The 26,268-nt window shown below is 55.6% G+C and carries 23 protein-coding genes; 8 read left to right on the plus strand and 15 right to left on the minus strand.

What is annotated here, in order from left to right:
- Nucleotides 1–33: 33 nt before the first annotated feature.
- The 4 genes from BN3795_RS03870 to BN3795_RS03885 all read right to left on the minus strand — a co-directional run bounded on the left by BN3795_RS03870 (nucleotide 34) and on the right by BN3795_RS03885 (nucleotide 5,083).
- Entirely contained in the window at nucleotides 34–1,617 is a 1,584-nt protein-coding gene (locus BN3795_RS03870) for a peptide chain release factor 3 (protein WP_068783425.1), read from the minus strand.
- A gap of 162 nt (nucleotides 1,618–1,779) precedes the next feature.
- Nucleotides 1,780–3,330, minus strand: a complete 1,551-nt coding sequence (zwf, locus tag BN3795_RS03875) for a glucose-6-phosphate dehydrogenase (protein ID WP_068783426.1) — start codon at nucleotides 3,328–3,330, stop codon at nucleotides 1,780–1,782.
- Between the two features lie 172 nt (nucleotides 3,331–3,502).
- Complete coding sequence (locus tag BN3795_RS03880) at nucleotides 3,503–4,252, minus strand: spermidine synthase (protein WP_068783427.1); 750 nt, start codon at nucleotides 4,250–4,252, stop codon at nucleotides 3,503–3,505.
- 18 nt (nucleotides 4,253–4,270) lie between these two features.
- Entirely contained in the window at nucleotides 4,271–5,083 is an 813-nt protein-coding gene (locus BN3795_RS03885) for a YwmB family TATA-box binding protein (RefSeq protein WP_068783428.1), read from the minus strand.
- Nucleotides 5,084–5,145: 62 nt separating this feature from the next.
- Here BN3795_RS03885 and BN3795_RS03890 point away from each other — a divergent pair, with 62 nt between their 5' ends.
- From BN3795_RS03890 to BN3795_RS03905, 4 genes are all read left to right on the plus strand, one after another.
- The gene (locus tag BN3795_RS03890; protein WP_068783429.1) at nucleotides 5,146–5,697 is read left to right on the plus strand and encodes a GerAB/ArcD/ProY family transporter; all 552 of its coding nucleotides are present in this window, start codon (nucleotides 5,146–5,148) and stop codon (nucleotides 5,695–5,697) included.
- Nucleotides 5,694–6,110, plus strand: coding sequence for a hypothetical protein (locus tag BN3795_RS03895; protein ID WP_068783430.1), 417 nt, complete (start codon nucleotides 5,694–5,696; stop codon nucleotides 6,108–6,110). Before BN3795_RS03890 ends, BN3795_RS03895 begins: the two co-directional genes overlap by 4 nt.
- A gap of 123 nt (nucleotides 6,111–6,233) precedes the next feature.
- Nucleotides 6,234–7,724 (plus strand): spore germination protein, encoded by a 1,491-nt coding sequence (locus tag BN3795_RS03900; RefSeq protein ID WP_232729848.1) that lies wholly within the window; start codon nucleotides 6,234–6,236, stop codon nucleotides 7,722–7,724.
- A complete protein-coding gene (locus BN3795_RS03905; RefSeq protein ID WP_068783431.1) occupies nucleotides 7,721–8,866 on the plus strand; it encodes a Ger(x)C family spore germination protein in 1,146 nt (381 codons plus the stop codon). The genes BN3795_RS03900 and BN3795_RS03905 overlap by 4 nt, the downstream gene beginning before the upstream one ends.
- 20 nt (nucleotides 8,867–8,886) lie before the next feature.
- Here BN3795_RS03905 and BN3795_RS03910 read toward each other — a convergent pair whose 3' ends face one another.
- The 7 genes from BN3795_RS03910 to BN3795_RS03940 all read right to left on the minus strand — a co-directional run bounded on the left by BN3795_RS03910 (nucleotide 8,887) and on the right by BN3795_RS03940 (nucleotide 13,625).
- On the minus strand, nucleotides 8,887–9,540 hold the full coding sequence (locus tag BN3795_RS03910) for a response regulator (protein ID WP_068783432.1): 654 nt from the start codon (nucleotides 9,538–9,540) through the stop codon (nucleotides 8,887–8,889).
- Nucleotides 9,515–10,597, minus strand: a complete 1,083-nt coding sequence (locus BN3795_RS03915) for a sensor histidine kinase (protein WP_068783433.1) — start codon at nucleotides 10,595–10,597, stop codon at nucleotides 9,515–9,517. The genes BN3795_RS03910 and BN3795_RS03915 overlap by 26 nt, the downstream gene beginning before the upstream one ends.
- Before the next feature lie 19 nt (nucleotides 10,598–10,616).
- Nucleotides 10,617–11,267 (minus strand): cell wall-active antibiotics response protein LiaF, encoded by a 651-nt coding sequence (gene liaF, locus BN3795_RS03920; RefSeq protein WP_068783434.1) that lies wholly within the window; start codon nucleotides 11,265–11,267, stop codon nucleotides 10,617–10,619.
- A gap of 113 nt (nucleotides 11,268–11,380) precedes the next feature.
- The gene (locus BN3795_RS03925; RefSeq protein ID WP_068783435.1) at nucleotides 11,381–12,082 is read right to left on the minus strand and encodes a PspA/IM30 family protein; all 702 of its coding nucleotides are present in this window, start codon (nucleotides 12,080–12,082) and stop codon (nucleotides 11,381–11,383) included.
- A gap of 3 nt (nucleotides 12,083–12,085) precedes the next feature.
- Complete coding sequence (locus tag BN3795_RS03930; RefSeq protein WP_068783436.1) at nucleotides 12,086–12,586, minus strand: PspC domain-containing protein; 501 nt, start codon at nucleotides 12,584–12,586, stop codon at nucleotides 12,086–12,088.
- Between the two features lie 5 nt (nucleotides 12,587–12,591).
- The gene (locus BN3795_RS03935; RefSeq protein WP_068783437.1) at nucleotides 12,592–13,266 is read right to left on the minus strand and encodes a PspA/IM30 family protein; all 675 of its coding nucleotides are present in this window, start codon (nucleotides 13,264–13,266) and stop codon (nucleotides 12,592–12,594) included.
- A gap of 62 nt (nucleotides 13,267–13,328) precedes the next feature.
- On the minus strand, nucleotides 13,329–13,625 hold the full coding sequence (locus BN3795_RS03940) for a hypothetical protein (protein WP_068783438.1): 297 nt from the start codon (nucleotides 13,623–13,625) through the stop codon (nucleotides 13,329–13,331).
- Nucleotides 13,626–13,980: 355 nt separating this feature from the next.
- Between BN3795_RS03940 and BN3795_RS03945 the strand changes: the two genes are divergently transcribed.
- The 4 genes from BN3795_RS03945 to BN3795_RS03960 all read left to right on the plus strand — a co-directional run bounded on the left by BN3795_RS03945 (nucleotide 13,981) and on the right by BN3795_RS03960 (nucleotide 17,223).
- Nucleotides 13,981–15,258, plus strand: coding sequence for an ArsB/NhaD family transporter (locus BN3795_RS03945; RefSeq protein ID WP_068783439.1), 1,278 nt, complete (start codon nucleotides 13,981–13,983; stop codon nucleotides 15,256–15,258).
- 99 nt (nucleotides 15,259–15,357) lie between these two features.
- A complete protein-coding gene (locus tag BN3795_RS03950) occupies nucleotides 15,358–15,711 on the plus strand; it encodes a hypothetical protein (protein WP_068783440.1) in 354 nt (117 codons plus the stop codon).
- 103 nt (nucleotides 15,712–15,814) lie between these two features.
- Entirely contained in the window at nucleotides 15,815–16,306 is a 492-nt protein-coding gene (locus BN3795_RS03955) for a cation:proton antiporter regulatory subunit (protein WP_068783441.1), read from the plus strand.
- 50 nt (nucleotides 16,307–16,356) lie between these two features.
- Nucleotides 16,357–17,223 carry a YitT family protein gene (locus BN3795_RS03960; protein WP_068783442.1) on the plus strand — a complete coding sequence of 289 codons (867 nt, stop codon included), beginning with the start codon at nucleotides 16,357–16,359 and terminating at the stop codon, nucleotides 17,221–17,223.
- A 338-nt stretch (nucleotides 17,224–17,561) separates the two neighbouring features.
- Here the strand turns inward: BN3795_RS03960 and BN3795_RS03965 are convergent, their stop codons facing one another.
- The 4 genes from BN3795_RS03965 to BN3795_RS03980 form a co-directional block, all read right to left on the minus strand.
- A complete protein-coding gene (locus BN3795_RS03965; protein WP_110944997.1) occupies nucleotides 17,562–18,404 on the minus strand; it encodes an aldo/keto reductase in 843 nt (280 codons plus the stop codon).
- A 358-nt stretch (nucleotides 18,405–18,762) separates the two neighbouring features.
- Entirely contained in the window at nucleotides 18,763–20,832 is a 2,070-nt protein-coding gene (locus tag BN3795_RS03970) for a glutaminase family protein (protein WP_408635002.1), read from the minus strand.
- 17 nt (nucleotides 20,833–20,849) lie between these two features.
- Nucleotides 20,850–23,159, minus strand: a complete 2,310-nt coding sequence (locus BN3795_RS03975; protein ID WP_068783445.1) for a hypothetical protein — start codon at nucleotides 23,157–23,159, stop codon at nucleotides 20,850–20,852.
- Between the two features lie 56 nt (nucleotides 23,160–23,215).
- Complete coding sequence (locus tag BN3795_RS03980; RefSeq protein ID WP_068783446.1) at nucleotides 23,216–26,254, minus strand: alpha-mannosidase; 3,039 nt, start codon at nucleotides 26,252–26,254, stop codon at nucleotides 23,216–23,218.
- Nucleotides 26,255–26,268 lie beyond the last annotated feature (14 nt).

The following is a 26,268-nucleotide window of genomic DNA, read 5'->3' on the forward strand; positions in this document are numbered from 1 at the left end:
GGCGGTCTTTCATTATCATGCAACCTTGTCTGATTAAGGCGCCGTCTCCAGGAACTGGGCATCCGGATTTTTCTCCATCGCCGTCCGCATCGCATATTCGTTCTCGAACAACGCGACGTAGTTGCCTTTCTTATCCTTCACCAGCGTCGAATTGATCCGGAACTTGGACGGGTCGATCTTGTCGCCTACGATCCAGCGTGCGAACTGGAACGGCATCCGCTGCAGTTGCACATCCACACCGTATTCGCCTTTCATCCGGTATTCGAACACCTCGAACTGAAGCTGCCCGACCACGCCAAGCAACGTATCCTCAAAGCCCACGGTCGTGAACACCTGAATCGTGCCCTCTTCGGTCAACTGGTCGATTCCCTTCTGGTATTGCTTATGCTTCAGCGCGTTCTTCACCGTCACCTTGGCGAAGATCTCCGGCGAGAACGTCGGCAGCTCGTCAAACACGATTTCGCTGCCTTGGCTGAGCGAGTCGCCGATGCGGAAGATCCCCGGGTCAAACAACCCGATGATATCCCCCGGGTAAGCCTCGCTGACGATATCCCGGTCCTGGGCCAGGAACTGCTGCGGCTGGGACAATTTGATTTCCTTGCCCGCCCTGACATGCTTCACGGACATGCCGCGTTCGAACTTGCCCGATACGATACGCAGGAAGGCGATCCGGTCGCGGTGGGCCGGGTTCATGTTCGCTTGGATTTTGAATACATACCCCGAGAACTTCTCGTTCGTCGGTTCAATCATCCCCTGGGTACTGCGGCGCGGCTCCGGCTTCGGTGCCAACTGCAGGAAGTTCTCCAGGAACGTCTGCACGCCAAAATTGTTGACTGCACTGCCGAAAAATACCGGCGTCAGCTCCCCGCGACGCACCTTCTCCAGGTCAAACGGGTCCCCCGCCACGTCCAGCAACTCCAGATCCTGGCACAACTGATCATGAAGATAGTCGCCCGCCATCTCGCGGATCACCGGATCGTTATAACCCTCCACCTTCTTCACCTGGATCGTGGAGTGGTCATCGCCCTGGAACAACTCAACCTGGTTCTTCATCCGATCGTAGACGCCGGACAGCTCACGGCCCATCCCGATCGGCCAGTTCATCGGCACCGACCGGATTCCCAGCACCTGCTCGATTTCCTCCATCAGCTCAAACGGATTCCGTCCTTCCCGGTCCAGCTTGTTAATGAAGGTGAAGATCGGAATCCCCCGTTTGGCGCAGACCTGGAACAGCTTGATGGTCTGGGCCTCGACGCCTTTGGCCACGTCGATCAGCATGACTGCACTGTCCGCCGCGGTCAACGTACGATAGGTATCCTCCGAGAAGTCTTGGTGACCCGGCGTATCCAAGATGTTCACCCGATGGCCGTTATAATCAAATTGCATGACGGAAGACGTGACGGAAATCCCCCGCTGCTTCTCAATTTCCATCCAGTCACTTGTCGCGTGTTTGCTCGCTTTGCGCGCCTTGACCGACCCGGCGAGGCGAATCGCACCGCCGAACAGCAGCAGTTTCTCGGTCAGCGTCGTTTTCCCGGCGTCCGGGTGGGAAATGATCGCAAACGTGCGCCGTTTGTCCACTTCCTGCTGCAGCACTTGGTCCAATGCTTTGCTCATGCTCACTTTCCTCTCGTTCCACAAATTCACGTTCTCTATTGTAACATATTTTGTCCCTCAGTTAAGCAAAAACACCTTACGCCCTGGCCGGGACATGAAGGTGTTTCCAGCTATAGCTATTCTATTCGCCCGCCGCCTTCACAGGTGACGGGAAGAACGAACTTAATTCGGGTTGATCCAAATTACGTTATCTTCCTCTTGGCCGTTCACCGGCCACCAGTGGAAGCCATCCTTCGCAAGCAGTTCATCCGCTTCCTTAGGCCCCCAGGATCCGGCGGGATAGGTGCTGATGTCGGACGGATGCTGTGCCCAGGCTGCGGCGATCCGATCGACGAAAGCCCAAGCCGTCGCCACCTCGTCCCAACGGGTGAAATACGTCGAATCCCCTTGAGCCGCATCGTAAATCAAGCGTTCATAAGCTTCCGGCGAGTTGATTCCCACCAGACAGCTCTGGCAGAACTCCATCGCCAGCGGCTCGATCTGCGATTCCGAACCCGGTTTCTTGGCATTGATCTTGATATAGATGCCTTCCATCGGGTTCACGCGAATTACGAGCAGATTGGGCTCGAGGGTATGTTTTTGACCGAGATAGACATTCGTAGGCATCTGCTTGAATTCAACAACGACCTCTGTCGTCTTCACGGGGAGTCGCTTCCCGGTACGGATATAGAACGGTACGCCGGCCCAGCGGAAGTTATCCACGAATACTTTGGCCGCAAAATACGTCTCCGTGTTGGAATTCGGATCCACCTTGTCCTCTTGGCGATAACCCGGCAGCTTCTTGCCGTTCGCTTCACCTTCGATATATTGTCCCCGCACGACATATTCCTTAACTTCCTGAGCGGAATCGTACGGCCGCAGCGAACGCAGCACCTTCACCTTCTCATCGCGGATGTCCTCGGGGAGCAAGCGGCTGGGCGGCTCCATGGCGATCATCGTGAGCATTTGCAGCATGTGGTTCTGTCCCATATCGCGCAGCGCCCCGGCATGGTCGTAATATCCGCCGCGCTCCTCCACGCCAACCGTTTCACTTAGCGTAATTTGCACGTTGGCGATATGTTTGTTATTCCACAGCGGCTCGAAGAAGGCATTCGCAAAGCGAATCACTTCGATGTTCTGCACCATCTCTTTGCCGAGATAATGGTCAATCCGGTAGATCTCCTCTTCCTTAAACACCTGGTTCAGCTCTGCGTTCAGCTTCTGGGCCGACTGCAGATCGTAGCCGAACGGCTTCTCGATCACCAACCGGTGCCAGCCGCTGGTGTTCAACATGCCGCCCTTCTGCAGGTTAAAGGATACGCTGCCGAACAGCTCCGGCGCCAAAGCCAGATAGAACAGTCGGTTCCCGGGAATGCGAAAGCGAGCTTCCACAGACTCCGTCAATTCTCGGAGCTCGCGGTATCCGTCAACATTATGGATGTCCAGCGATTTATAGGAGAAATGCTCGGCAAATTGCACCCAGTGCTCCTTGTCATCGATTTTGTACCGGCAAAATTCTTCGATCGAACGATACAGATCGTCCTTGAATTCCTCGTCTGAACGAGGACGCCGGGCCACGCCAACAACGGCGAAATCCTCAGCCAATTTCCCTTCGCGATATAACGAATAGATGGCAGGGAAGAGCTTGCGGCGCGCCAAGTCACCAGTAGCTCCAAAAATAAAAAATACCGCCCCTGGGGGCCGAACCGTTTCCCGAGTTACATTTTCTGCCATGGCTCCTCATTCTTTCTATGTAAGATTAGTGAATTTCAACTGAATTCCCGACCAAGACCCTATCTTTACATGGCATCACAGGATGTGATGCCATTTTAGCATATTCGCTTCCGGGACGCCATCATAGATATTTCAGAAAACAATCTCTTTTCTGAAATATCTGCAAATCTTTCTAGGAGGACTTGTCGCGAATGAGATATCCCCTCCCCGGCTGGCTCTCAACAAAACCCGCCATGCCTTGGGCTTGATATCCGATGGGCTTGAAGCTGCCCGCGACTATCATGTTCCGCAGGTCATGAGGTTGATCCGCCGGCAGCGAGAACACCCGGACTTCGCTCATCACGGCCTGCATCGTTGCAGCCAGCGCTGCAATCCAGACGTCATCGGCTCCCCGGCCGAACACGTTCAGCAGCAGCAGCCCTTCCCGATCCAGCCTCTCCGCTGCCAGTTGAAAGAACTCCAGCGAAGTCAAATGGGCCGGCGTGCCTCGTTCGGAGAACGCATCGACGATGATTCCGCTAAAGGCACCCGGGGGCTCCTCTTCCAACAAGCGGCGTCCGTCGCCGATTTTCACCGGGGCTCCCTGATAGCCAAAATAAGTACTGCTAATTTCTGCAACAAGCGGATCTATCTCCGCAACCGTTACCCGAACCCCGGTCAAACGGCTGGCGAGGGTGCCCGCTCCCTGGCCGATTATGAACACCCGATCCCGCTCTGAGACCCGATGCTGCAGCAAATGCAGCATGGCGCGAGGATATTCTAGTATGACCCGTTCGGGCCGGTCCATATCCATAGCCCCTTGCACCGCTTCGCTGGCGAATTGCAGCACGCGAAACCTTCCCCGTTCTCCGTAAAGCTCGTCCGTTTCATAGACGGAGATTTCCGAGTAAGGGCTATGTTGATGCAGCAGCAGATGTCGCATCTTCCTCCGCCTCCTCCCTTAGAATTCAACGGTTAGCAGCGGGGTACCTATTGTGATTTCATCCATCCCGGTGCTGCTGTTGCGGTGAACAGCCAGTTGGAGCGCAACCCGGTGCCCGCCGCTTTGGACGGCAACAGGCAAGGCGTTGACGTCGTAGGTGCGGCTGGTTGTATGCTCGTCCGCAAACTCCTCCACCTGCTTCAGCTTGAGTCCAGGCAAAGCGCCGATGCTTGCTTCAAGCTTGTCCAGCACGGCGGCAAGCCCGGCCTCCCCGGAGCCTTCTTGACCTTCCGCGACCAATGCCGGCCAGGCCAGACCTTGAACCGCTCCGTTCCAATCGGCCTGTACGCCTTCGTCGGCCAGCGATTCCCCCGCTCTCCGCTGAGCTTCCCGCAGATTCGCCAATGCCGCTTCATCGCCGCCCACCGCTTCCAATCGCAGCATCGCATAGTGCTTGCCCTCCTCAAGATTTGTCAGCTCCAGCTCGGCCAGCACCCCCTCGATCCGTCCCTTGGTCTCATAAACCGTTCGCCCCTGGACCGTTCCGGCTTCCGGTTCAGGCAATCCCATCCGGCTGGCCAACACGCCGGCGGCTTCTTCCGGCGAGAGCAGTGAGCTCCATTCGCCCTGCCATTTCAACATCAACTGGAAGGGCCCCTTCGCCGCGGCCTGCCCCATGGAATACAGGACGGAGAGCTGCTGCCCCGCCGTTTCAAGCGGACCGGAAGCGACCGCTTCCCGCCCGCTTTCCTGGAGACGCTGCCAACCTGCCAGCAACATCGCACAAATGAGAATCAATAAACCGATCTTCCATAATCTGCGGTTTTGCATGTCCCGTGCCTCCTCTGCCAATAATAACTGCGATATTCGAGTATTTGAGATAGGAGTACCTTATGATCCGCTCGCCAAAACCTACAAAACTTCAGGCCATCATGACTCTGATGCTGGCCATCGGAATTACAAATCATGTATTCATCATACCTGCCCTGCTGCAAATCGCCAAACGCGACGCGTGGTTTTCCGTACTCCTTGCCGCCGTCCCCTTCGGGCTTATGATCGGGCTGATCGGATTCGTTTCGTCCCGGATCGGAACGCAGCCTCTTCCCGAATGGATTCGCCAACGGATGGGGCGAATTCCTGCTATTTTGTTTCAAAGCTTGATTACGGTGTTTTTCTTTATCACCGCCTGGTTCAGCTTGTTTGATACTGTGATGTGGATGAAAGTAACGTTCCTGCCGTACACTCCGGTTTTGGCGACCTCCTTGATTTTGACTTTGCTGTGCCTGGTCGGAGCTTTGAAAGGTATGAAGACGATCGCCATCACCTCCGGCATTTTGTTGCCGTTCGTCGTCCTGCTGGGTTTTTACGTCGCTATCGTCAACGTTGAACTCAAAGATTACAGTCTGCTTTTCCCCTTTTGGAGCACGGGTGGACCCCCGTTTTGAAGGGCGTCATCTACGCTTGTTCCGGATTTTTCGAATTGTATTTTATCTTCTTCCTTCACCCCTATCTGCAAAAGCCGTTAAATAAGAAGCAGTTTCTCGCGCTTGGCGGCATACTTTTTGGTTTGACACTGGGTCCACTAACCGGTTCCATCGCCGAGTTCAACCCTTTTGAGGCAGCTATCCAACGTTATCCTGCTTATGAGGAATGGAGGATCTCCGGTTTTGGCAAATACATATCGCAAACCGATTTTTTCTCGATCTATCCAATGGTTGTCCGGAAGCTGCATTCGCATCTCTTTTGCGCTCGTCGTCATCGCCGACATGTGGAAGAAACGCTCGGCACGCTGGAGGCCCGCTTTCCTCACCTCCCTTGCCGTCCTTCTCGTCCCGCTCAGCTGTTATACCTTCTCTGACATCACGTTCCAGCATCTGCTCATTCGATATGTCTTCCCGGCGAGCGTTTGCTTCATCTTGGGGGTGACGCTGTTTCTAGCCATTGCCTGCTTATTCAGACCACGTAAGAAAGGACGATCCGCATGAACCCAAGTGACATGTCCGTCGACCATCGGGAAGGTCCCATCGACCTCCCGTTCCTGTACGACTATTTCCGCTATTCCTCCGACGTGAAGATTCGCCGGTTCGATGCGGACTCGGAGCAGGTCCATCCGATCACCTTGATCTACTGCGAACCGATGACAGACTTGAAGCAGTTGAATGACATGGTCTTTCCACGGCTTTCGTATCTGTTTCAGGAACATGCCCCCGACGGGACCCGAGCGATCGAACAAAACCGCTATTTGCCGCTGAGCCTGATCGAAGGACCCGATCTGTTGCATCATCTTACACATCAGGTTTACTCCGGCAAGCTGGTCATTTATTGGGAAGAGGAACAGACCTTCTTCAGCTTTGACAGCTCGAACCCGCCTGGCCGCTCTCCCGAAGAAGCCAGAACGGAATCGGCCATCAAAGGGGCTCGCGATGGTTTTACGGAGAACTTAACCACCAATATCGGCTTAATCCGGAAACGGCTGCGCACCCCCACGTTATGTGTAGAGGAATTTCTGAAGGGAACGCGGGGCGAAACGCGGATTGCGCTATTCTATATAAGGGATATCATCAACCCGGATATTCTTGAGGAAGCCAGGAAGCGGCTGAACGGAATTGATACCGATGCCGTTATTGGCACCTCCTATATGGAATCGGTCATTTCCGGTTCCAGCAACCGGTCTATTTTTCCGTTAACCGATTATTCGGGAAGGCCCGATTACGTGTCCGATGCCTTATTGGCCGGCCGATTCGCCGTTTTGGTCGATGGCAACCCGATTTCCGTCGTCGCTCCCGTCACGCTGATGAATCTGATGATTTCTCCGGAGGATGCCAACACTCCCTTTTATATTGTGTCGGTGCAAAAACTGCTAAGAGCCGTTGGACTATCGGTCGGATTGTTTCTGCCGGGCTTCTATGTTGCGTTAACCACCTTTAACCTTGAGCAGATTCCCGTTCCGCTGCTGGCAACCATCAGCAATTCCCGGCACGGCTTGCCCTTCCCGGTCCCGCTTGAGGCTTTCATCATGCTGTTCCTATTCGAAATTTTCAATGAGGCCGGCAAACGCCTCCCTCAAGCAATGGGACAAACGATCACCGTCGTAGGCGGTTTGATTATCGGCGATGCCGCGATTCGGGCAGGAATTACCTCCCCGACGATCATCGTCGCCGTAGCGATTGCGATCGTGGCCAGCTCCACCTTGGAAAATCAGACGCTCAACGGTGTGACCGCCCATCTTCGCATTGGCATTGCGCTGCTGTCTTCGATCTTCGGGATGTTCGGGTTCCTGATCAGCTTTATCGGACTGATCCTCTACCTCTCTTCCCTGGAGTCCTACGGCGTGCCCTATCTGTCCCCCTTCTCCCCCTTTGTCCAAAACGACTTTTCCAAGGCCGTGCTGAAAAAGCCGTCGGACTCAACCAAGAAGCGGCCTCGCATCCTTCATCCGCTCGACAAAACCGCTAGGAGGGACAAACCTTGAAGGCAACAGCGGCGATTCTTGTGCTTATTTTGCTGCTAACGGGATGTTGGGACATGAAAGAAGCGCAAAATATCAATTTTATAACCGCGCTGGGAGTTGATTACGCGAAGGGGCGCTATATCATATACGCCCAGTTGCTGGATTTTGCGGACATTGCCAAACAGGAGGGCACGGTTGAGACGGGGGATGGTAAAGTGTGGGTCGGCAAAGGCGAGGGGCAAACGATCGACGAGGCTTTGAACTCCCTCTATACCGCTTCGCAGCAGCGCACGTTCTGGACGCATGTCCGGACGATCGTATTCTCCGAGGCGCTGCTGGACAAGGGCTTGCCTGAGGCTGTCAACAGCCTGGTCCAAACCCGCGACCTGCGGTACACGCCATGGGTGTTCGGCACGACCCAGGATATTCCGATGGTTTTTTCGAGCACCTCTCTGCTGAACGAATCCGTGCTTAATTCAGAGCTGCTGGATCCGGAGGAAATCTTCAAGCAGTATTCCTTCGTCGAGCCCATTCAGGTCCTCAAATTGATCAACGGCCTGAAGGAACCCGCCTCTACGGCGCTGCTGCCATGGATCACCTATACGGAAGAGGTTTGGAAGGGGGAGGGCAAGCCCGTTCCCCAAGTGAAAATTGTCGGCGCTTATGCCATCGCACAAGGGATCAACCGCGGGGTTGTTGACGCAACGATGCTTCAGGGAGCCCGGTATGTTGCTTTCCATCGAATGGTCAAATTCCCGTTAACCTTGTCCTCGGATGACGGTCCCCCCGTGACGCTCAGCCTGATGTGCAGCCATCCCAAAATACAGATCTCTGCCAACGGTGAATCCCCTTCGGCAAGTATCCGTGTGCGCGTCAAAGCGTATATCACCGAAGCGGCTGCGATTAACGGAGCCAAGGCCTCTCGCATTGCGGCCCTCGCGGAGAAGCAGATCGAACAGGACATCCGGCGCTCTTTTACTGCGGCGAAGGCGAAGCAGATCGATCTCTACAACCTGGAAGAGAAGCTGTATCGTCATGACCCGGTCCGTTGGAAGCAGCTCAGTTCCCGCGGCAAACCGTTCATTTCCATAATGGAGTTGAATCAGGTGAAAGCCGAGGTGAACCTCGTCCACTCCTCTTCCTACAAAATGCTAAACCGATAAAAAACGGTTTGCCGGAGCCTTTACTCCGCCAAACCGTTTTTATAAGCGTAAATCGCTGCCTGGGTGCGATCCTCGACGCCCAGCTTCGCCAAAATATTCGTCACATGGAACTTGACCGTTTTGATTCCGATGATCAGCTCGTCCGCGATGTCCTGATTCGATTTGCCTTGGGCCAGCAGACGCAGAACATCCATTTCGCGCTCGGTCAACTCCTCGTGAGCCGGCGCCTCCGCTTTTGGCTGGCGGAACCGGTTCATCATCTTGGAAGCGACCTGCGATTCCAGGACCGATTGACCGCGAGCCGCCGCACGGATGGCCTCGGCGATTTCGGAAGCGCGCGAAGTTTTAAGCAAATAGCTGAAGGCACCGGCTTCGATGACAGGGTACATCTTCTCGTCGTCCAGATAACTGGTGAGCACGATCACTTTGCAGTCCGGATGCTGCGCGAGCAGTTGCCGGGTAGCTTCAATCCCGTCCATCCCCTCCATGACCAAATCCATCAGCACGACATCCGGACGATACTCCTGCGCCAGCCGGATTCCTTCCTCTCCGCTGCTGGCTTCTCCAACGACTTCGATACCGTCTTCCGTGCCCAGTACCGCGGCCAGGCCGATTCTCACCATTTCATGATCATCCACAAGCAGTACTTTAATCTCCTTGTCTTCCATCTCCATGGCTGAGCTCATCCCCGCTTTCTTCATTAATTAATGGAACGGTAATCTCAATGCGCGTCCCCTTGCCGGACGCGGTAATAAACTGAATGGAACCGCCGATTTCATGAATGCGCTCCTGCATGGTAGACAAGCCATACGAAGCTTGCTTCTTGTCATCCAGCTCGAAGCCGATGCCGTTGTCCCGCAGCGTCACCTTGACCGCTTCGCCCCGGCGGTGAATGCGGATCTCCATCTTATCCGCCTTGGCATGGCGCAGCGTGTTGGACATCGCCTCCTGAATGATGCGGAACAGATGGTTTTCGATTCCCTTGCCCAGGTTCAAGTCCTCGTCCATCTCCAGGGTCAAGTCCATCGGGACCTTGGTTTTCAACTCCTTGACCAGGTCGCGCAAGCCTTGGGACAACTCCTTGCCTTCCAGATACACCGGCCGCAGGTGCAGCAGCAGCGCCCGCATCTCCGACTGGGCGACGGAGGCCATCTCTTCAATCAGCTCGACCTGGCGCTGGGCCTTGTCGAAGTCCTTCTCCAGCGTTCTTCCGACCGCCGTAGCCGTCATCGAGATGGCGAACAATTGCTGGGAGACGGCGTCATGCAATTCGCGGGCGAGGCGCTGCCGTTCCTCCACGATGGCCGAAACCCGGGCCTGTTCGGCAAGCTGAGCGTTATGCGTGGACAACCGCTGTAAGGAGGAGACTTGCTCCTCCCAACGTTTGCCGATTCGCTCCAACTGCTCGGCCAGCCGGCCCAATTCATCTTCACCAAGCTTCGGAACGCTCCCGGTCTGGTTGCCCTTCTCCCATTGCAGGAGGGCTTCGCGTAATCCGTCGATCTGCCGTTTCGGCCGATATCCCTGAATTAACCCGTAGGCCGCCCCGATGATGACCAGCAGGGACAGCAGTGTAATACCGGCCCTGATACCCGTTCTCCAGGACGGTTGAGGTTGAAAGTACCCATATGTATACAGCACGTAACAGGTAGCTGCCATCATAATGACAGACAGGAGAATCCCTCCGCGCATGCTGCGGGATACCATATTGCTTGTCTTTCTGGATTTCATGCGGGATGTTCCTCCTGTCTTAAGTTAATCGTATATCGACATCTCCCACAAGATAGGAAATGATGATTTTCACTTTTTGGTCACGGAGCTCATAGCTCGGCGACTTCCAATACAACCGATTGAGCATGCCCGTTTCTTTGTCTTGACCGAAGTCGATTTGACCGAACAAGACGAAGGCCTCGATCTCCACGCCGTAATCCTCCGGAATGACCAGATCGACATCGCCGACGATCCCTTGGAACATGAGGACGTTATGCCCTCCTTCCACCATGGCCAGCGACAAATCGATGTCGAGTTCTCCGAGCACATGCCACATGCTCGTATTCCGCAAGCTCCATGGATCGCGGTCCCACCGGATGCTGGAGGTGATGTTCTGCTTCTGCACGTAATTGCCCGGAGGCTGAGTTTTGCGAATTTTCGCGTAATAATAACCAAGAGAGATCATCAGAATCGCGAGCACCAGCATGAAGTGATCGAGCAAGATCATCCCGCCGCCGATCGCAAGTAAAATATACCCGGTTTTGACCTGCTCCCCCTGCCGGATTTTATAAATGCCGAACGCAAGAAAAAAGAGGGCGACAATGGTGAAGAAACTCAGCCACTTGCCGAAAATCAACAGTACCCCAAATCCAATCAAGCCGATGGCTAAGAACCTTTTCCGTTTATCCATGCCGCACCTCCCTGCAGGTTCATAGAGTTGTAAAAAGCCATAACGGTATGGGACCCCATACCGTATGGCTTCACCAGTATCTAGAATATCACAATGTCCAGCGGACGTGTAGTTTATTCCTTGTCTTCTTCGCGAGCCGCGGACGGGTTCAACTTCGCTTTCAGCGCTTCAAGCTGCGCATCCACCTTCAACTGCTTCTCGGCATCCGCCGGGCTGATATACGTGGAAGGCGAGGTTCCCCGATAGACAACGCCAGCCACTTCCGCTTCCGCTTCCAACTGCATGATCTTCTCTTCCATCCGATGGAATCCAAGCGATGCGTTGCCGCTTTCGATCGTATGCAGGCTGCTGATTTGCGACATTTGTTTTCTGGCTTTGGCCATTTGTGCACGGCTGACCAGCTCGTTGCGTTTGTTGCGGAGCTTGTAGAATTCATCCTTCATCTCATGCAGCTGTTGCTTCAGTTCGGCAGCTTGAGCTTCGGATTGAGCGTGCAGCTCGGCGAATTCCGTTTGCTTCTGATCGTAATGAATTTTCTCTTCCAGCATCTTGCGAGCGACTTCTTCCTGACCATTGCGAAGGGCAATTTCAGCTTGCGCCTCCCGCTGTGCGGAGATGCGCGCCGCTTCGTCCAGGCGCTGCTTCATCCGGCGCTCATTGGCCATTTGCTTGGCCACCGTCACTTCGGCGTCGCGGATTTCAGCCTCCATATCGCGCAGGTACTGGTTGAGCATGACGATCGGGTCTTCCACCTTATCCAGCAAATCATTCACAGACGCTTTTGTAATATCTTTAATTCTTTTGAATACTCCCATATTTTACACTTCTCCCTTCTCGTAGTCGGAGAGCTTCTTCCGCAGCTCTTCCAGTTCTTTTTTCATCGCTTTCTTCTCGATATCTTCCATCATGGAATCCAGGTTGGAGGCTCCCGGTTCGGCTTGAAAGCCGGTTCCCGAAGCGCCTGCGCCGTAATGCGGCGGCTGGGTTCCGTAAGTATTTCCGTTTGGATTTCCATACGGCGGACGGGCACCATAGCGAGGATCTTCGTAGAAGTCCCGGCGTTTAGGGCCATAACCCGGCTGCGGCCCGCCGCCCGGCCATCCGCCGTTATAGTATGGATCGTGAGGCGGATACGGTTCCTTGGAGATCACCAAGGCTGCGATAAAGTAGATGAATATCGTCGTTCCGCCGGTGAAGAAAATGCTGAGAATAGCGATCAACCGGAGCACGCCGACGTTAATGCCGAAATATTCGCCCAACCCGCCGATCAAACCGCTGATCCAGCGATCCCGTCTAGAACGATACAAAGGTCTTCCCATCGATCTTACTCCTCTCCCTGGTTATTCAGCTTCTGCTTCAAGCGGGAGAGCTCCTGTTCCAGAGTCGATTGGATGGCGGAGCCGGCTTGGTTCAAGAATTCCGAACCCGCTTTCCGCAAATCGCGCAGGCTGCGGGCTTCCCACTCCATGTCGGACACCCGGTCCTCCAAGCGATGGAACATCTTCGGCACATCCTGCACGCCGTAACCGCTCATTCGCTGGTTCATCCGCTGCTGTAAACGAAGCGTCTCCATTCTTGCGTAGTAATATTGGCGTTTGCTGTACACAACCTGATATTCGGTCTTCAATTCGTTCAGTTGAGCTTCAAGTTCCTGCAGAGATTCCAGGCTTTGCGTATACAATTCGGTGTATTGCTCAACCTTTTCCTCGTACAGCATCTTCTCCTGCAGGGCCAGCTTCGCCAAGTGCTCCTCGCCCGCTTTCAGAGCGAGCAGCGCTTGTTCTTCGCGTTTGTCCCGCATCACCTTGGCTTGGTCGACCTGTTGCTTCATTTGCTTCGCATGACCGCTGTATTGGTAATGCAGCTTCTCGGCTTCAGAAATCTCCTGCCGCGTCTCAATCAGGAACTGGTCGATCAATCTGACCGGATCTTGGGATTGCTCCAATTTCTCATTCAAAGTAGCTACCGTAATATCTCGTACCCGACGAAATACACTCATGACACCCTTCCCTCCTAACCTTACGGTTCTCATTTCAATCTCACTTGCATGTATGCATCAAATCAGTAACTCCGTCTTCCTCTTAAGGAAGAGATACCGTATACGATTAACCCGATACCCAGGATCGGAACGATCAGCCAGGCCAACTTGGAGATCAGGGAGATCACCCCGAAAATCAGCACCAGCCATCCGAAGAAGGCGTTCCCCCGGCGAATTCCGTAATAGCCGAGACCGATCATGACGATCGCGACAACCAGTCCGAACAGGCTGCCCAGGAAAGGAGTCAACTTGCCGAGCAGAATCAGAGCGCCCAAGGCAATTAGTACAATAGCGAATACATTCGGTCGATTTGTTCTCATCGATTTATCACCGCCTCTCATTTAATCAACCTTATGTCTCTATTCTAGGTGGATTACAGGTTTTCCAAAACGGACCGCGGACGGTTTTTCAACCTAGACCTAAGTCGAGGATTCGCTCGGCCCCAGGGTTTACAAGACAAGAGCCGGATCCGCGGCAAATGCTTTACAATTTAACAGGGGAAGTCTATAATGATGTCAGCAAGACTAAACAATAGGATATGAGAGTTATTGGAGGAGCCTGCCACGTAGCGGGCTCCTTTTACTTTTTTTTGACCGGAAATGGCATAATTACGCCCCTGCATGGCAATCTAAAGTTACCTCACACTTCCTGCTGACTTTGGAGAGGAGAAATACAATGGAGCAACAAGCGATTTGGGCCATCATCATCTTTCTATTCACGTATGCACTGATCATTTCGGAGAAAATCCATCGGACGCTGCTGGCCATGGTCGGCGCTGTCCTGATGATCGTCTTCGGCATCATCGACCAGGAGTCGGCGATTCATCACATCGATTTCAATACGCTGGGTCTCTTGATCGGCATGATGATCATCGTCAATACGACGGCCGATACGGGACTATTCAATTATATCGGCATCTGGACCGCCCGAAAAGCCAAGGGCAATCCCGTCACGATCCTTGCGCTGCTGGCGTTGATCACTGCGGTCGGATCTGCCTTCCTGGACAATGTAACCACGATCATCCTGATGGTACCGATCGCTTTCAGCATCACCCGCCAGCTTAAGGTAAAGACTTTCCCTTACATTTTCTCGCTGGTGATTGCCTCGAATATCGGAGGTACGGCAACCTTGATCGGGGATCCGCCGAATATCATGATCGGCAGCGCCGTCAAGGATTTGACCTTTATCGCCTTCCTGCAAAACTTGACGCCCATCGTTCTGCTGATTATGGCCGCCACCTTGCCGCTACTCGTGCTTCTATTCCGCAAGAGTATCCGGTCAACGCCGGAGAATCAGAAGAAGATAATGAATCTCAGCCTGAGCGGCTTGATTACAGATCGAAAACTGCTCATCCGATGCCTTGTGATCCTCGGCTTGACGCTGCTGGGCTTCTTCTTGCATCAAACGTTACATTTAGAATCTGCTACCGTGGCTTTGGCCGGGGCTTTTCTGCTGTTATTGCTAACGGGAGAGCATGTGATGGAGAGAGCGTTCCGCTCTGTAGAATGGCCGACTATCTTCTTCTTTATCGGTTTATTCGTCCTGGTCGGCGGATTGATCGAAACCGGGACGATTAAGCGGCTGGCCGAGTGGGCGGTCGACTTGACCGGCGGGGATCCGCTGACGACATCGATGCTCATATTATGGCTTAGCGCAATCGCCTCATCTTTCCTCGACAATATCCCGTTCGTGGCTACGATGATTCCGATGATTCAGGATATGGGAGCGATGGGAATCGACAATCTGGAGCCGCTTTGGTGGAGTCTGGCGCTTGGAGCCTGTCTCGGCGGCAACGGCTCGCTGATTGGAGCCAGCGCCAATCTAATCGCCGCAGGCATGTCCGCCAAGGAAGGCGAACCGATTACGTTCATGCGCTTCCTTAAATATGGCTTCCCGCTGATGATCCTGTCCATCATGTTCGCAAGCGTTTATATTTGGGTCCGATATTTTTAGTCCATTTGGGCCAATGGTTCATCATTTCTTTTTGATAAGGAAGACGTCAATATGCTATCCTGAAGATAGAAGTATTGTTATCCGAGGGAGGGATTACGCATGAATATACGAATATTCAAGCCTCGCTGGTTGGCTGTTGTCATGTTGTCGTTGTTCCTCGCTTTTCCCCTCCCTTCCTTTATTGCGCTCCCCGTACAGGCGGAGGCCAGCGGGGAAGAAACGCTGGAAACCGACTATCGCGCGGTGAACCCCAAGGTGCCGCTTCGCCTCAACAGTTCGCCGTCCCACGGCAAGCTGTTTATCGATAGAACCTCACATCAACCGGATCGCGTTCCGGCCTTGATCAGCTTCTTGCTGTTAGCGCCATGGGCGCGCTTCCGCCCGTTATTTGGCTTGCTGTTAAAGCGGCTTCTGCTGATGCCCATCAAATTTACAAGTATGTTTGTGGCATAAATCAAGCTGTATTTTCTGGATCCCTAATCTCCTGCTTGCAGGGGCTTATTTTGCAATACCTCAAATGGGAATCATGACATTATAAACTGGAGGATTGACTCAAATGAATCTCAAAGAAACCGATCTGCCGGGAATCGGCAAAAAAATCGTAATTCAAGCCCGCAGCGGCGACAAATTATCGATCGTAATCCATAACGACGGCCGGCGTGAGCTATCCCATTTGGATAATGACGATCCAGAGGACAGTATTTCCAAGGTGACCTTGGATGACGATGAAGCCAGATATGTCTCGGCTCTCATCAGCGGAGCGACTTACAAGCCAACGGCGATGGAGAACATTGAAGTCGCTTTAGGTGATTTGAGCATTGAATGGTACAAATTAGATCCGAATTATAAAGCCATCGGCAAAACCATCGGCGAACTTAAAATTCGTCAACGTTCAGGGGCTACGATCATCGCCGTCATTGAGAAGAACCATACCAAACATATCAGTCCCGGCGCCAATCTGATGCTGACGGCCGAAGCTATGGTTGTCGTGCTTGGCGAACGGCTCCATCAGCAGCAAATCAGACAGATCCTGCTGAGTGGAAAATAGGAGAACCGCCTGCCCTTGATGATGGGTTTGTCCAGTAAGGAGGGGTTGGTTTGAAACACCAGATGAGAATTCATTCCTCCGGGAAAACCCGTGGCAGTTTCAAGCATCTCATTCCGTCAGTTGGCCGTGCCGCAGGCGTCATTGTCGGCGCACTGCTGGCTTCCGTCGGTTTAGAGCTGTTCCTGATGCCGCACAGTATCATTGTAGGAGGGATGACCGGGTTATCCGCATTGCTGGCGTTAAAGACGGAAATGCGGCTCGGATTGTTCCTGTTCCTGCTTAACCTGCCGTTGCTATTTCTCTATCGCAAAAATATTCATTGGTCCTACGGGATCTTTACTGTGATCGGAGTATTGGTGTTTTCACTCGGGACGCTTGTGCTCCATCCCTATCCCTCCCTGATTGGCGAGCCGCTGCTGGCGGCGCTGATCGGCGGAGGATCTCTCGGACTCGGTCTTGGGTTGGCCTTACGTTTTGGCGGGGCGCTGGACATTGCGGAGAAAGCGTTGAATCAGCTCCCCTATCGCAGATTATCCCCGGATCGGATTCTGCTGCTGTTGAACTGCCTGATCTTGATCGGTGCAGGCTTTCATTTTGGCTTTCTGCAGGCCCTCTATTCGGTGATCGCCTATCTATCCGCCTTCGAAACCGTTAAGCTTCCGGTTCAAGGCGGGCTCTTCACCCAAACGGTGCGGATTAAGAGCCGACATTGCGCCGCTATCCAGGGGGAGCTACTGCGGTATCTGAATCGCTCGGCCGTCTACCGGAACGAACTCGCGGAGCCTGAGAAAGCCGAGGAGACCGGGAACGGAATCGGCATTCTGGAATGCCGGTGCCACCGATTGGAGAAGTCCCGATTGATTTCCATTGTCCATCAGTGCGATCGCGAAAGCGAAATTACGTTTGGTTCGAAGTGATTACAACGGAAGCCGCAGGGGTTGCCCCCCTGCGGCTTCCGTGATTTCCGGATGTGTCAAGCTTCCGGGCGGGCCTGTCCAAACCCCTGACCCGCCAATTATGGGCTAAAGTTGCGAACTGCGGCGAACCAGTGACAATCCCCCACGCCTGGGTACCCAGCCGAGATTGCTGCTGTGGGACGAGCCTCTTGTCCAACCTGAACATGCGCTTGTGAATCGAAATACGCATAGAGACGGCTTCATTGTTCCCCAAGCTGGGTAGCAGCGTGTTCCATGTTTCCATTTATTACTATGTTACTTGGCTTATCTCAATTTCGGCTCGATTCGATCAGCAGGCCTTAAAACTCCTCGTAGACCGCCGGATCCTGATTTCTTAACCGTCCGTCCGGGCGGGTTAAGCCGGAGATTCGCTCCATTTCTCCTTCGTCCAGCGTAAAGTCGAAGATCGAGAGGTTCTCCTGCTGCCGAACGGCGGAGGCCGATTTCGGGATAGACACAGCCCCCAGTTGATAATGCCAGCGCAATATAATCTGGGACACCGATTTTCCGTGATGATTGGCGATTCGCCGAAGGGTCTCGTGATTGAATACGTCATTGCCGTGGGCAAGCGGGCTCCAGGATTCCGTAACAATCCCATGGGCCTCATGATAACTGCGCTGCTCCGCCTGATTAAAGAACGGATGGAGCTCAATCTGGTTCACGCTTGGCGTCACACCGGTCTCCTCCACCAGGCGGTCCAGGTGGTCGGGCAAGAAGTTGCTGACTCCGATCGAGCGGATCAGCCCCCATTTTCTCGCGTCAATCAATGCCTGCCAGGCCTCCGCATAGTGGCCTTGAATCGGATTGGGCCAATGGATCAGATACAGGTCGTAATAATCCAGCTGCGCCCGATAAAGCGATTCCTGAATCGCCTTCACCGCTTTGTCGTACGTGTGGTAGCGCCCGGGGAGCTTGGACGCGATAACGAGCTCTTCTCTTGGGACTGCGGAGCGCCTAACGGCTTCCCCGACGGTTCCTTCGTTCTCGTAGTTATACGCAGAGTCCAGCAGGCGGTAGCCTGAGCGGATGGCGCTAGCGATCGACTGCACGCCTTCGCTGCCGCGGAGCCCGTACGTCCCCAAGCCGACCACCGGCAGCTTGATACCGTCATTCAGCGTAATTTCCGGAATGATTTGACCCAACATGAACACTCCTTTCGGATAAGTACTTTCAGGTTATCATATCCAGCGAGAATTTCATATCAAGGGGGGACGCCGGAACGGAAGCATTGTATACGAAAAAACGAACAGAAATCGCCGATAACGGCGATTTCCGCGCAATGTGTATGAAATTTCGTACAGAATTACCTCCAGGCAGGCCCAATCCCGAGATTCTGTATGAAATATCGAATAGATTCCTCTTTTGGGCCAAGGAAAAACAGTTTATATACGAAAAATCGATCCTATCCGAACCTCAAATTTCGCAACCAGACCCGCCATGAGGAAACGCGAGCTTGATGGCCTCTAACTCTACCCCATATGAGGTCCTTGAACCGTTAAGCTAGACTCTGCCCAACCCGCGATCCTTCAACAACTGGATAAACAAGCCGCCAACCACGGTGCGATGCTGAAATCCGATTTGCGCCGACGTCTTGGTGTCGTACCAATCCGTGAACGGGACGCGGTCCCGCGTTTCGTTCAGGAACACCCAGAGCGGCTCGATGATCCGCTGGAAATCCTCGCGGCTCTCCGCCAGGGCTCCGGCCCAGACCAGCCAATCCGCCTTCGTATAGGCCGCCCGGTTATCCAGCGGCGTCCCGTACCGCTCCTGCTTCTGCACATACCAAGCCACCTCGCGGCGGATCGTCTCCTCCCCAAACAAGTTCGTACCGAAGATGCCGTCCCAAATCAGGTTATACTTCAGACTCCAGGTCCCCGGCTGCCCGAAGGCCAGCATCGTATGACTGTCGTCACTCGGATCGGCGGCCAACCCTTCCCACTGGCGGGCCATATCTGCAGCGGCCCGGCGATAACGCTCCGCCGGTTCTTCTTCACCCAGCAACCCGCACAATAACCCGTAGCTGGCTACACCCATGACCGCTTTCGCCGAGAGGTTGGCATTGCGCGCCAAATGTCCGGCGAAATCGTCCGTGCACAGCTGATGCTCGGGATCAAGCCCATGCTCCACCAGGTAGTCGGCCCACCTTGCGAGCAACCAGCGGTGCTCCCGCACGAAATCAAGGTTCCCGTCGGCCAGCGTCACTGCGGCTGCCATCACAAGCATATTGCCGCACTCCTCTACCGGCATTTGCCCCTCCAGCGCGTTGTCGCCATATACCTGGCCATTGGCAAGCGGGTATTGGCCGACGTCATGCGGTGCAAATTCGAAGGCCCAGGCGTCGCTGGCGGCGTATTTGAAGATCGGCCGCATCATGCCGCGAACCAGCTCGGGCTGGTAGAGCAAGAACATGGGAATCGATGGATAACTTACGTCGACCGTAGCGATACAGCCGTTGCTGAAGCATTCCTTCGACATGAACAACACCTGTCCCTCGGGATCAAGGACCAGTTTATGCGCGGCAATCGCTTGCCGGTAGGAAAGGGACAAGATATCGGCGTATTTCTCCCCGCCAGCGCGGATCGCATCCTCGCGCAGCTTCGCATCAAACGCGTCGCAGCGCGCCAACAGGGACGGGTAGTCTCGGAACGCTTCGTCCAGCAGGGCCGGGACCGCTTTCCCGTCCTTCTTCCAATACGCCTCCAGCGGCTGGCCAAAATACTCGATCGCATATACGTCGTCATATGCAAGTACGATCAATTGCGATTTCGCGTCTGTCCCGGTAACCACGCCGGCATCCCACACGCAGGCCATGACCAGCTCGGCCTCGCGAACCGGCTGAGGCTGAGCGATTGGCGCCGCACCTTCGCCAGGCCGGATTTCGCCTTCCCGGACAAACTGCTTGCGAACCTGCGCCCGATCCAGATATGTCCGCACATCCGGCGCTTGCTTGACAGCCAGCATGAAGGTTCCCCAATCGATGCGCTGATCGTCGCCGGAGACATGCAGCGGATTTTGCTCGGCATGGCTGACCTGCAATACGGTAAGGTCACCCTGCGCCTCTTCCCGCCAGGTGATCGCCTGATCGGTTTCGTTCACGCACCACTCCCCGGTGACGTCTGTATACAGCCGCACCTGATGGGGCCGGCCATCGCGGGACCGCACACGGTAAGAGACATAGGAGGCCGGCCGCGACAACAGCTCCAGATCGTCCGGCAGCAGCGGACTCGTAAAGGTCACCTCCAGCTCAACGCCTGCCGCTTCGAACTGGTAGCGGGTGGAGAGCGCCGTGACTTCAAGTCCGGTTTGGTTCATTGCCAGCGGCTCCGTATAATACCGCTCCAGATTGGACTCGACGCGCCCGGCAAACCGCCAGGCCATGCCGTCGATATGAATCAAGCCGGTGAACGCCTGCCGGCGCCCGGTCCAATGGCGGGTGAAATCATCGGTCAGACGATCGGCCATCGACCAGACGCTGAAGTAGGGATCCATCGTTACCAAAGGTACTGCCGGTGGACGCAATTTCGTATTCATCGCTTTATCTGCCTCCCATGCGGATCTCGTGTTTTCTATCGTTCAATCTCCATTGCTTATTTCGTCACCGTAATGCGTGTCCCTCCGTCTCCATGCTCATAATGAAGGAGCAAGGTACGGCTCTTCGCCTCCCATTCGAAGGGGATCGAGGCGGCACGATCCGGAGCAGCGCCGTTCCTTTGTCCGGGACGAAGCGCTTCAACCGATATCGCCGCCGGTCTCGCATCACAATGAATCCGCGCCACAGCCTGCAGCGGGCGGGGCCCCTTGGCCGTAAACGTAATGCTGCGTTCATCTTCGCGGTAGTCCTCGATCCGGGAAGAGGCCGCGATAAGACCCGAGTGGATGCGGCCTGGTCCGGCATAAGCCAAATCATACAGTAGGGCTTGGCAGCCCGGCTGAACGATGACCTTCTCCCTGACGGGCAGGCCGGCATCAAGCAGATCAATGAACAAGCCTTCCAGCTCCAGCGGCATCTCGTGGATCGACTCGGTCATGACGGAGGCGATCACATACGGACCGCGGCGAAGATGGAAATGGTTCTGCGGCTCCCAGTGGAGCGCGTCCGCCGGAGCCGACTTTTCGCGGAGTTCCTCAGCCTCAGAGGCTTGAGGCAACGTGGCGGGGCTGGCATCCGCCATCCCCTCCAACCTGCGCAGCACTTCCATTGCTTCCCGTACGGCGCGCCGGTACCGCTCCGCCGCTTCTGCGCTCGCCGCGATCCGATCCGGCCGCATCGGCAAATAGCTGACTAGTCCGGCACCAACCCGGGTGATCCCCTCCACAGGAGCGTCCGCCTCAGGCGGCAGCCCCAGGCACTCGAACAAATGAGCCCGGGGAGTAGCATACCGCCGTCGTCCCTGGTTCCACCATTCGCGGACCCCATGATACGGGTCGCTGTCGTCCCCAACGTATATCAGCGCCCCGCCTTCCCTTACCCATTGGGCCAAAGCGCCGTGCAAATCCGGGGATTCCGGCTTCATAAATTCATAACTTAAGATCAAAACGCGGTAATCGTCCAAATAACCGGTGAACCGTCGCACATTATCCAGCTGTACCGGTCGGATGGGCAGCCCGTGTTTGACAAGCGGCAGCGTCAGCCCGTAAAAGGCCGAGAAATTCAGCAGTTCCAGCGCCGAGTCATCCGTCATCTCCACTTCATTCGTCCCGTCGTATTTCAGCATGAAGCCGGACGTAACCGTCCCGATCCGTTTCCGCTGGAACATCGCCGAGTCAGCCAGGAGCACGCCCGCGACGGCGGCATTGCCGTACATCCGCACCTCCTCCTGCTCCATGTTCCCAAGCGTATGCATCACGTTCAGCAGCATCGTCCCGTATTCGGCCGGGATTCCCTCCTTGCCGCTGCCATCAGCGGACGGGTATTGGCCCTCGAAAATCCGCCGGGGCCAAGGGGCTACCTCATAGCGGGCAACCTCTGGATGCAGCAGCGAGGCGATCAGTGTCTTCACGTAGTTCTCGCGGTAATCGGCCCAAGTCCGCTTCGGATCGTCCTCGATCGGATCGTGCAGGAACCACATGCGGCGGTGCGTCCCGCGCACCAGCTCCTGCATGATTCCGTATTCCAGGAACGCCGTCTCGAACGTCCGCTCCGCCCGGCTGCCTTCGTACACGTTCGCCGTCCGCGACGTCCCCGTCCAAATCTGGGCGATATAACCGTCAATCGTCGGCACGTCGAGCAGCCGGGACTCCGGGCTGATGATCCGCCACTGCGTGTAGTTGATCAAGCTGTGCGTCGGGACGAAAAACCGCAGCGGCCGATTATACCGGACCAGCGAATATTCCTTCAACGCCGAGCAGATGCGGTCCAGGCAGCGCGTATAAAGATAAGCCTTCAGCTTGGAAGCGCGGTATTGCGCGTCTTCCGAGGAATGGGGCGGCTGCCAGGGTTCGTTGTAGTAATTTTGCCATTCGCGCCGGAACGCCTCGGAATAGCCGCCCTCCACCCAAAATTCCGGCTCCTCCAGGTGGATGGCTTCCACGCCGGCGTCGACAGCGGGTCGAATGCGTTCCACAAGAAAGTCGGCATAGCTGATCGTTGGCACCATATAAGGAATATCTGCGGAGGTCCCGTGGATGATCGTCTCGCCGTCCTGATATTTCTGGGCTTCATCCCAATGGGAGCGGCCGTCCGTTTTCCCGTTCAGATAGTCCTGATAACCACCCCAGGACACCCCGGTCATCAGATGGACCCGGTAGCCTTGCTCCGCCCATTCACGGATCCGTTGAGGCATCGACTCGCCGATGCCATACACCATTACGAAGTCGGCCTGCAGGTCATACGAAGCGCCGAATCGGCTGCCTTCCTGAAACCCGGTTCGCTCTTCCGCCCGTGCTCTTCCTGTCACGAATAAGCCCTCCTCATCACCTAGAAGATTCGTTTGAAGCCGTCGCCCCGGCTTCCTTAAGCCAACTGAACGCGAATCGTCTTGATCTCAAACGGTGTAAAATGCAGCCGAACCAAATCGGTATCCTCCGCCAGCAGCGCCGTTGGTTCTTCCATCAGGTTCGTCTCTTCAATGGTCCGGCAGGAGCGTCCGAAACTCAGCTCCCCCTCGGCCCCAGCTCCAGCCGTCTCGTACAGACGGACGATGAGATGGTCGCTGTCCTCGGCTTTCTTGACGGCTTCTACCATCACGTTCGGATGATCGATCGAGAGGAGCGCCTTCGAGCTGAGGCGCCCAGGATCCGCCGCCTCGCGGTCTGAAGCTGCTGCCGGGATCACCTCAGCCAGGGTGAGCGGTACATTCAGCTCATACCCTTTGCGGTAAACGCCGGCTTGGATGAAATCGCCCGCATGCGGATACAGGGCATAGGTGAAGCGGTGCTCCGCCCGATCGGCCTGCGGATCCGGGGACCCTGGGCTGCGCAGCAGGTTGAGATCCAACACGCCGCCTTCTGCACGGTGTCCGTATTTGCTGTCGTTGAGCAGCGCTACGCCATAATCCGGCTGTGACAGGTCAAGATAATGGTGAGCGCAGATTTCATCGCGGGCAAATTCAATCACGTTATTCCGCGTTGTCGGCCGTTTCAGCACCCCAAACTGAATTTCACAGTTCACCTGATCGCTGACGACGGTCACCGGAAAAGCGACCCGCAGCATTTTCCCACTCTCCCGCCAATCCGCTTCCGTATCGAAGCGCAGCAGACCATCGCCTTTCAGCAGCCGGATCGTTTGCTTCAACGTCGACTCTCCGTAGCGGTAAACCTGCTCGACGACCGCCTGCGGCCCCGACACGTAAGCGCGCCGGCTTTCCAGCGTCATCGTCCCGGCAATCGTCTCGCGGTAATCGCGCGGGAAGTCCCAGGCATCGCCATCATCGTGATAAATCGTAAATACGTTGGCCTGCGTACCCGGTTGAACCGCTTCCCGTCCGGCAGCTTTGTCGTACAGCGATACGATGCTGCCGTTCTCGGCGAACCGAACTTCCAGGCGTTCGTTCTCCAGCCGGAGCTCCTCGGCGATCAGCACCGTCTCCGGCACCAGCGTCTCTACCCCAGCCTGCTTCAGCTCGCGCCAGCCCATCGCCGGCACCTGCACATACTGCCAGTTGCCGCCCACGTTGACCCATTCCCGCCGCTCCCACGGCAAGGAATTAAACAGCACCGTCTCACCGGCAGCCGCACCGGATCGCGCGGCTGCGTGTCCATAAGCCTCCGCAATCATCGCCTGCACTTCGCCAAGCAGTTTCGGGTAGCGTTCCAGCGATTCATCGTACACCCGGGTAATCGAGGAGCCCGGCAATATGTCATGGAATTGGTACAACAGCACTTCCTTCCAGATCTCCTCCAGTCGATCCGAGGGATACGCTGCCAGGCCGTCACCGAGTGCGAGCCGCAGCGATGCCGCGAATTCCAGCTCGCGCAGGGCTTTCTCCAGCTTGCGGTTATACCACTTGTTGCGGCCTTGCGTGGTTAACGTCCCTTGGTGCTTCTCCAGATACAACTCCCCGCGGTAGGTTTGGAAACGGGAAGCTTCCTGTTCCAGCCGCTCGAAGAAGGCGATCGCCGGCTCCTGAATCACCGGAGGAAGCCCCAACAGGTTCTGCTCCCGTTCCAGCCGCTCCAGATGCTCTTCCCCTGGGCCGCCGCCGCCATCGCCGATCCCAAACAGCATCAGCGCATGCTCCGAGACGTTCCGGTCGAGGTAGGACTGCTCGATTTTGGCCAGCGAGCGCGGGGCCGCCGGACTGTTGTAGGTATCCTCCGGCGGCAGATGCGTCAGCACCTTCGTCCCGTCGATGCCCTCCCAGAGGAAGCTGTGATGCGGATGGGTGTTGTAGGTGCTCCATGAGAGCTTCTGCGTCATCATGTAGTCAACGCCGGATTTCTTAAGCAGTTGCGGCAGACTGCCTGTATAACCGAATACGTCCGGCAGCCACAACACCTTCATGTCCTTGCCAAACTCCTCCCGGAAAAACCGCTTGCCGTACAAAATTTGCCGTACCAGGGCCTCGCCGCCGGAGATATTCGTATCCGGTTCGACCCACATCGCGCCTTGCGCTTCCCAGCGTCCCTCGCGAATGCGTTCCTTCACCTCGGCATACAGCTGCGGATAATGCTCCTTCATCCACTGGTACAGCTGAGGTTGGCTTGCGCCGAACACGTAATTCGGGTATTTCTCCATGTTGCGAAGCGCCGTCGAGAACGTCCGGGCTCCCTTGCGGATCGTCTCGCGAATCGGCCACAACCAGGCCAAATCGATATGCGCGTGGCCGATTGCGCTGACCGTCAGCACGGGGTCGCCGCCCTTTTTCGCCAGCTCCCCGGCGACTCGTTCCTTCGCCTTATGCACCGATTCTTCATTCAATTCCGCGAGCAGGTGGGCCGCCTCATAGACGGACTGCAGCACCCGCGCTTTTCTGGCGCTCGAATCCGGCAGCTGCTCTACCAGCTCAATCAGCACTTCGAGATCGTAGGCTAATTGCCGCGCTTCCTCGTGGCATACGGCTACGGTCGCTTCCTTCAGCGTCCCGCTGCGATAATGGCCGAACAAGTCATTGCATCCGCCATCCCCCCAGAGGTCGACGATTTCCCCGCCGCGAGCGGCGGCGCTGACGTCCACTACCCGTTTACCGGGCCGCCCCAGGCTGTAGTCAAACTCGGAGCTCACATTCGTCAAGCCTTGACGCGGGTTACCCGATTCGTCCACGAGGCACAGCTCTCCATTAATATCAATTAGAAGTACGATTTTGCGGCCAACCGCCGTTTCCGGAACGCTTCCCTGGAAATGAAACCAGGCGCAATCCCAAAGCTCTCCCCATTGATCCCCGGGCTGCAGCCGGACGTGCCGGCCGTTCTTCCGCTCGGCATAGGTGACCGGCTCTTTCGTCACCCAAGCTTCAACCTCCAGTTCCGCAACGGGGCGGTAAATGAACTCCTGCAGTTTGGCAAGCCTTTGCTTCGCCTTTTGGATCATGACGTGATTCGTTTCATAAGGCATGCTGCATCACTCTT

It is taken from the genome of Paenibacillus phocaeensis, assembly GCF_900021165.1.
Classification (GTDB): Bacteria; Bacillota; Bacilli; order Paenibacillales; family Paenibacillaceae; genus Fontibacillus; species Fontibacillus phocaensis.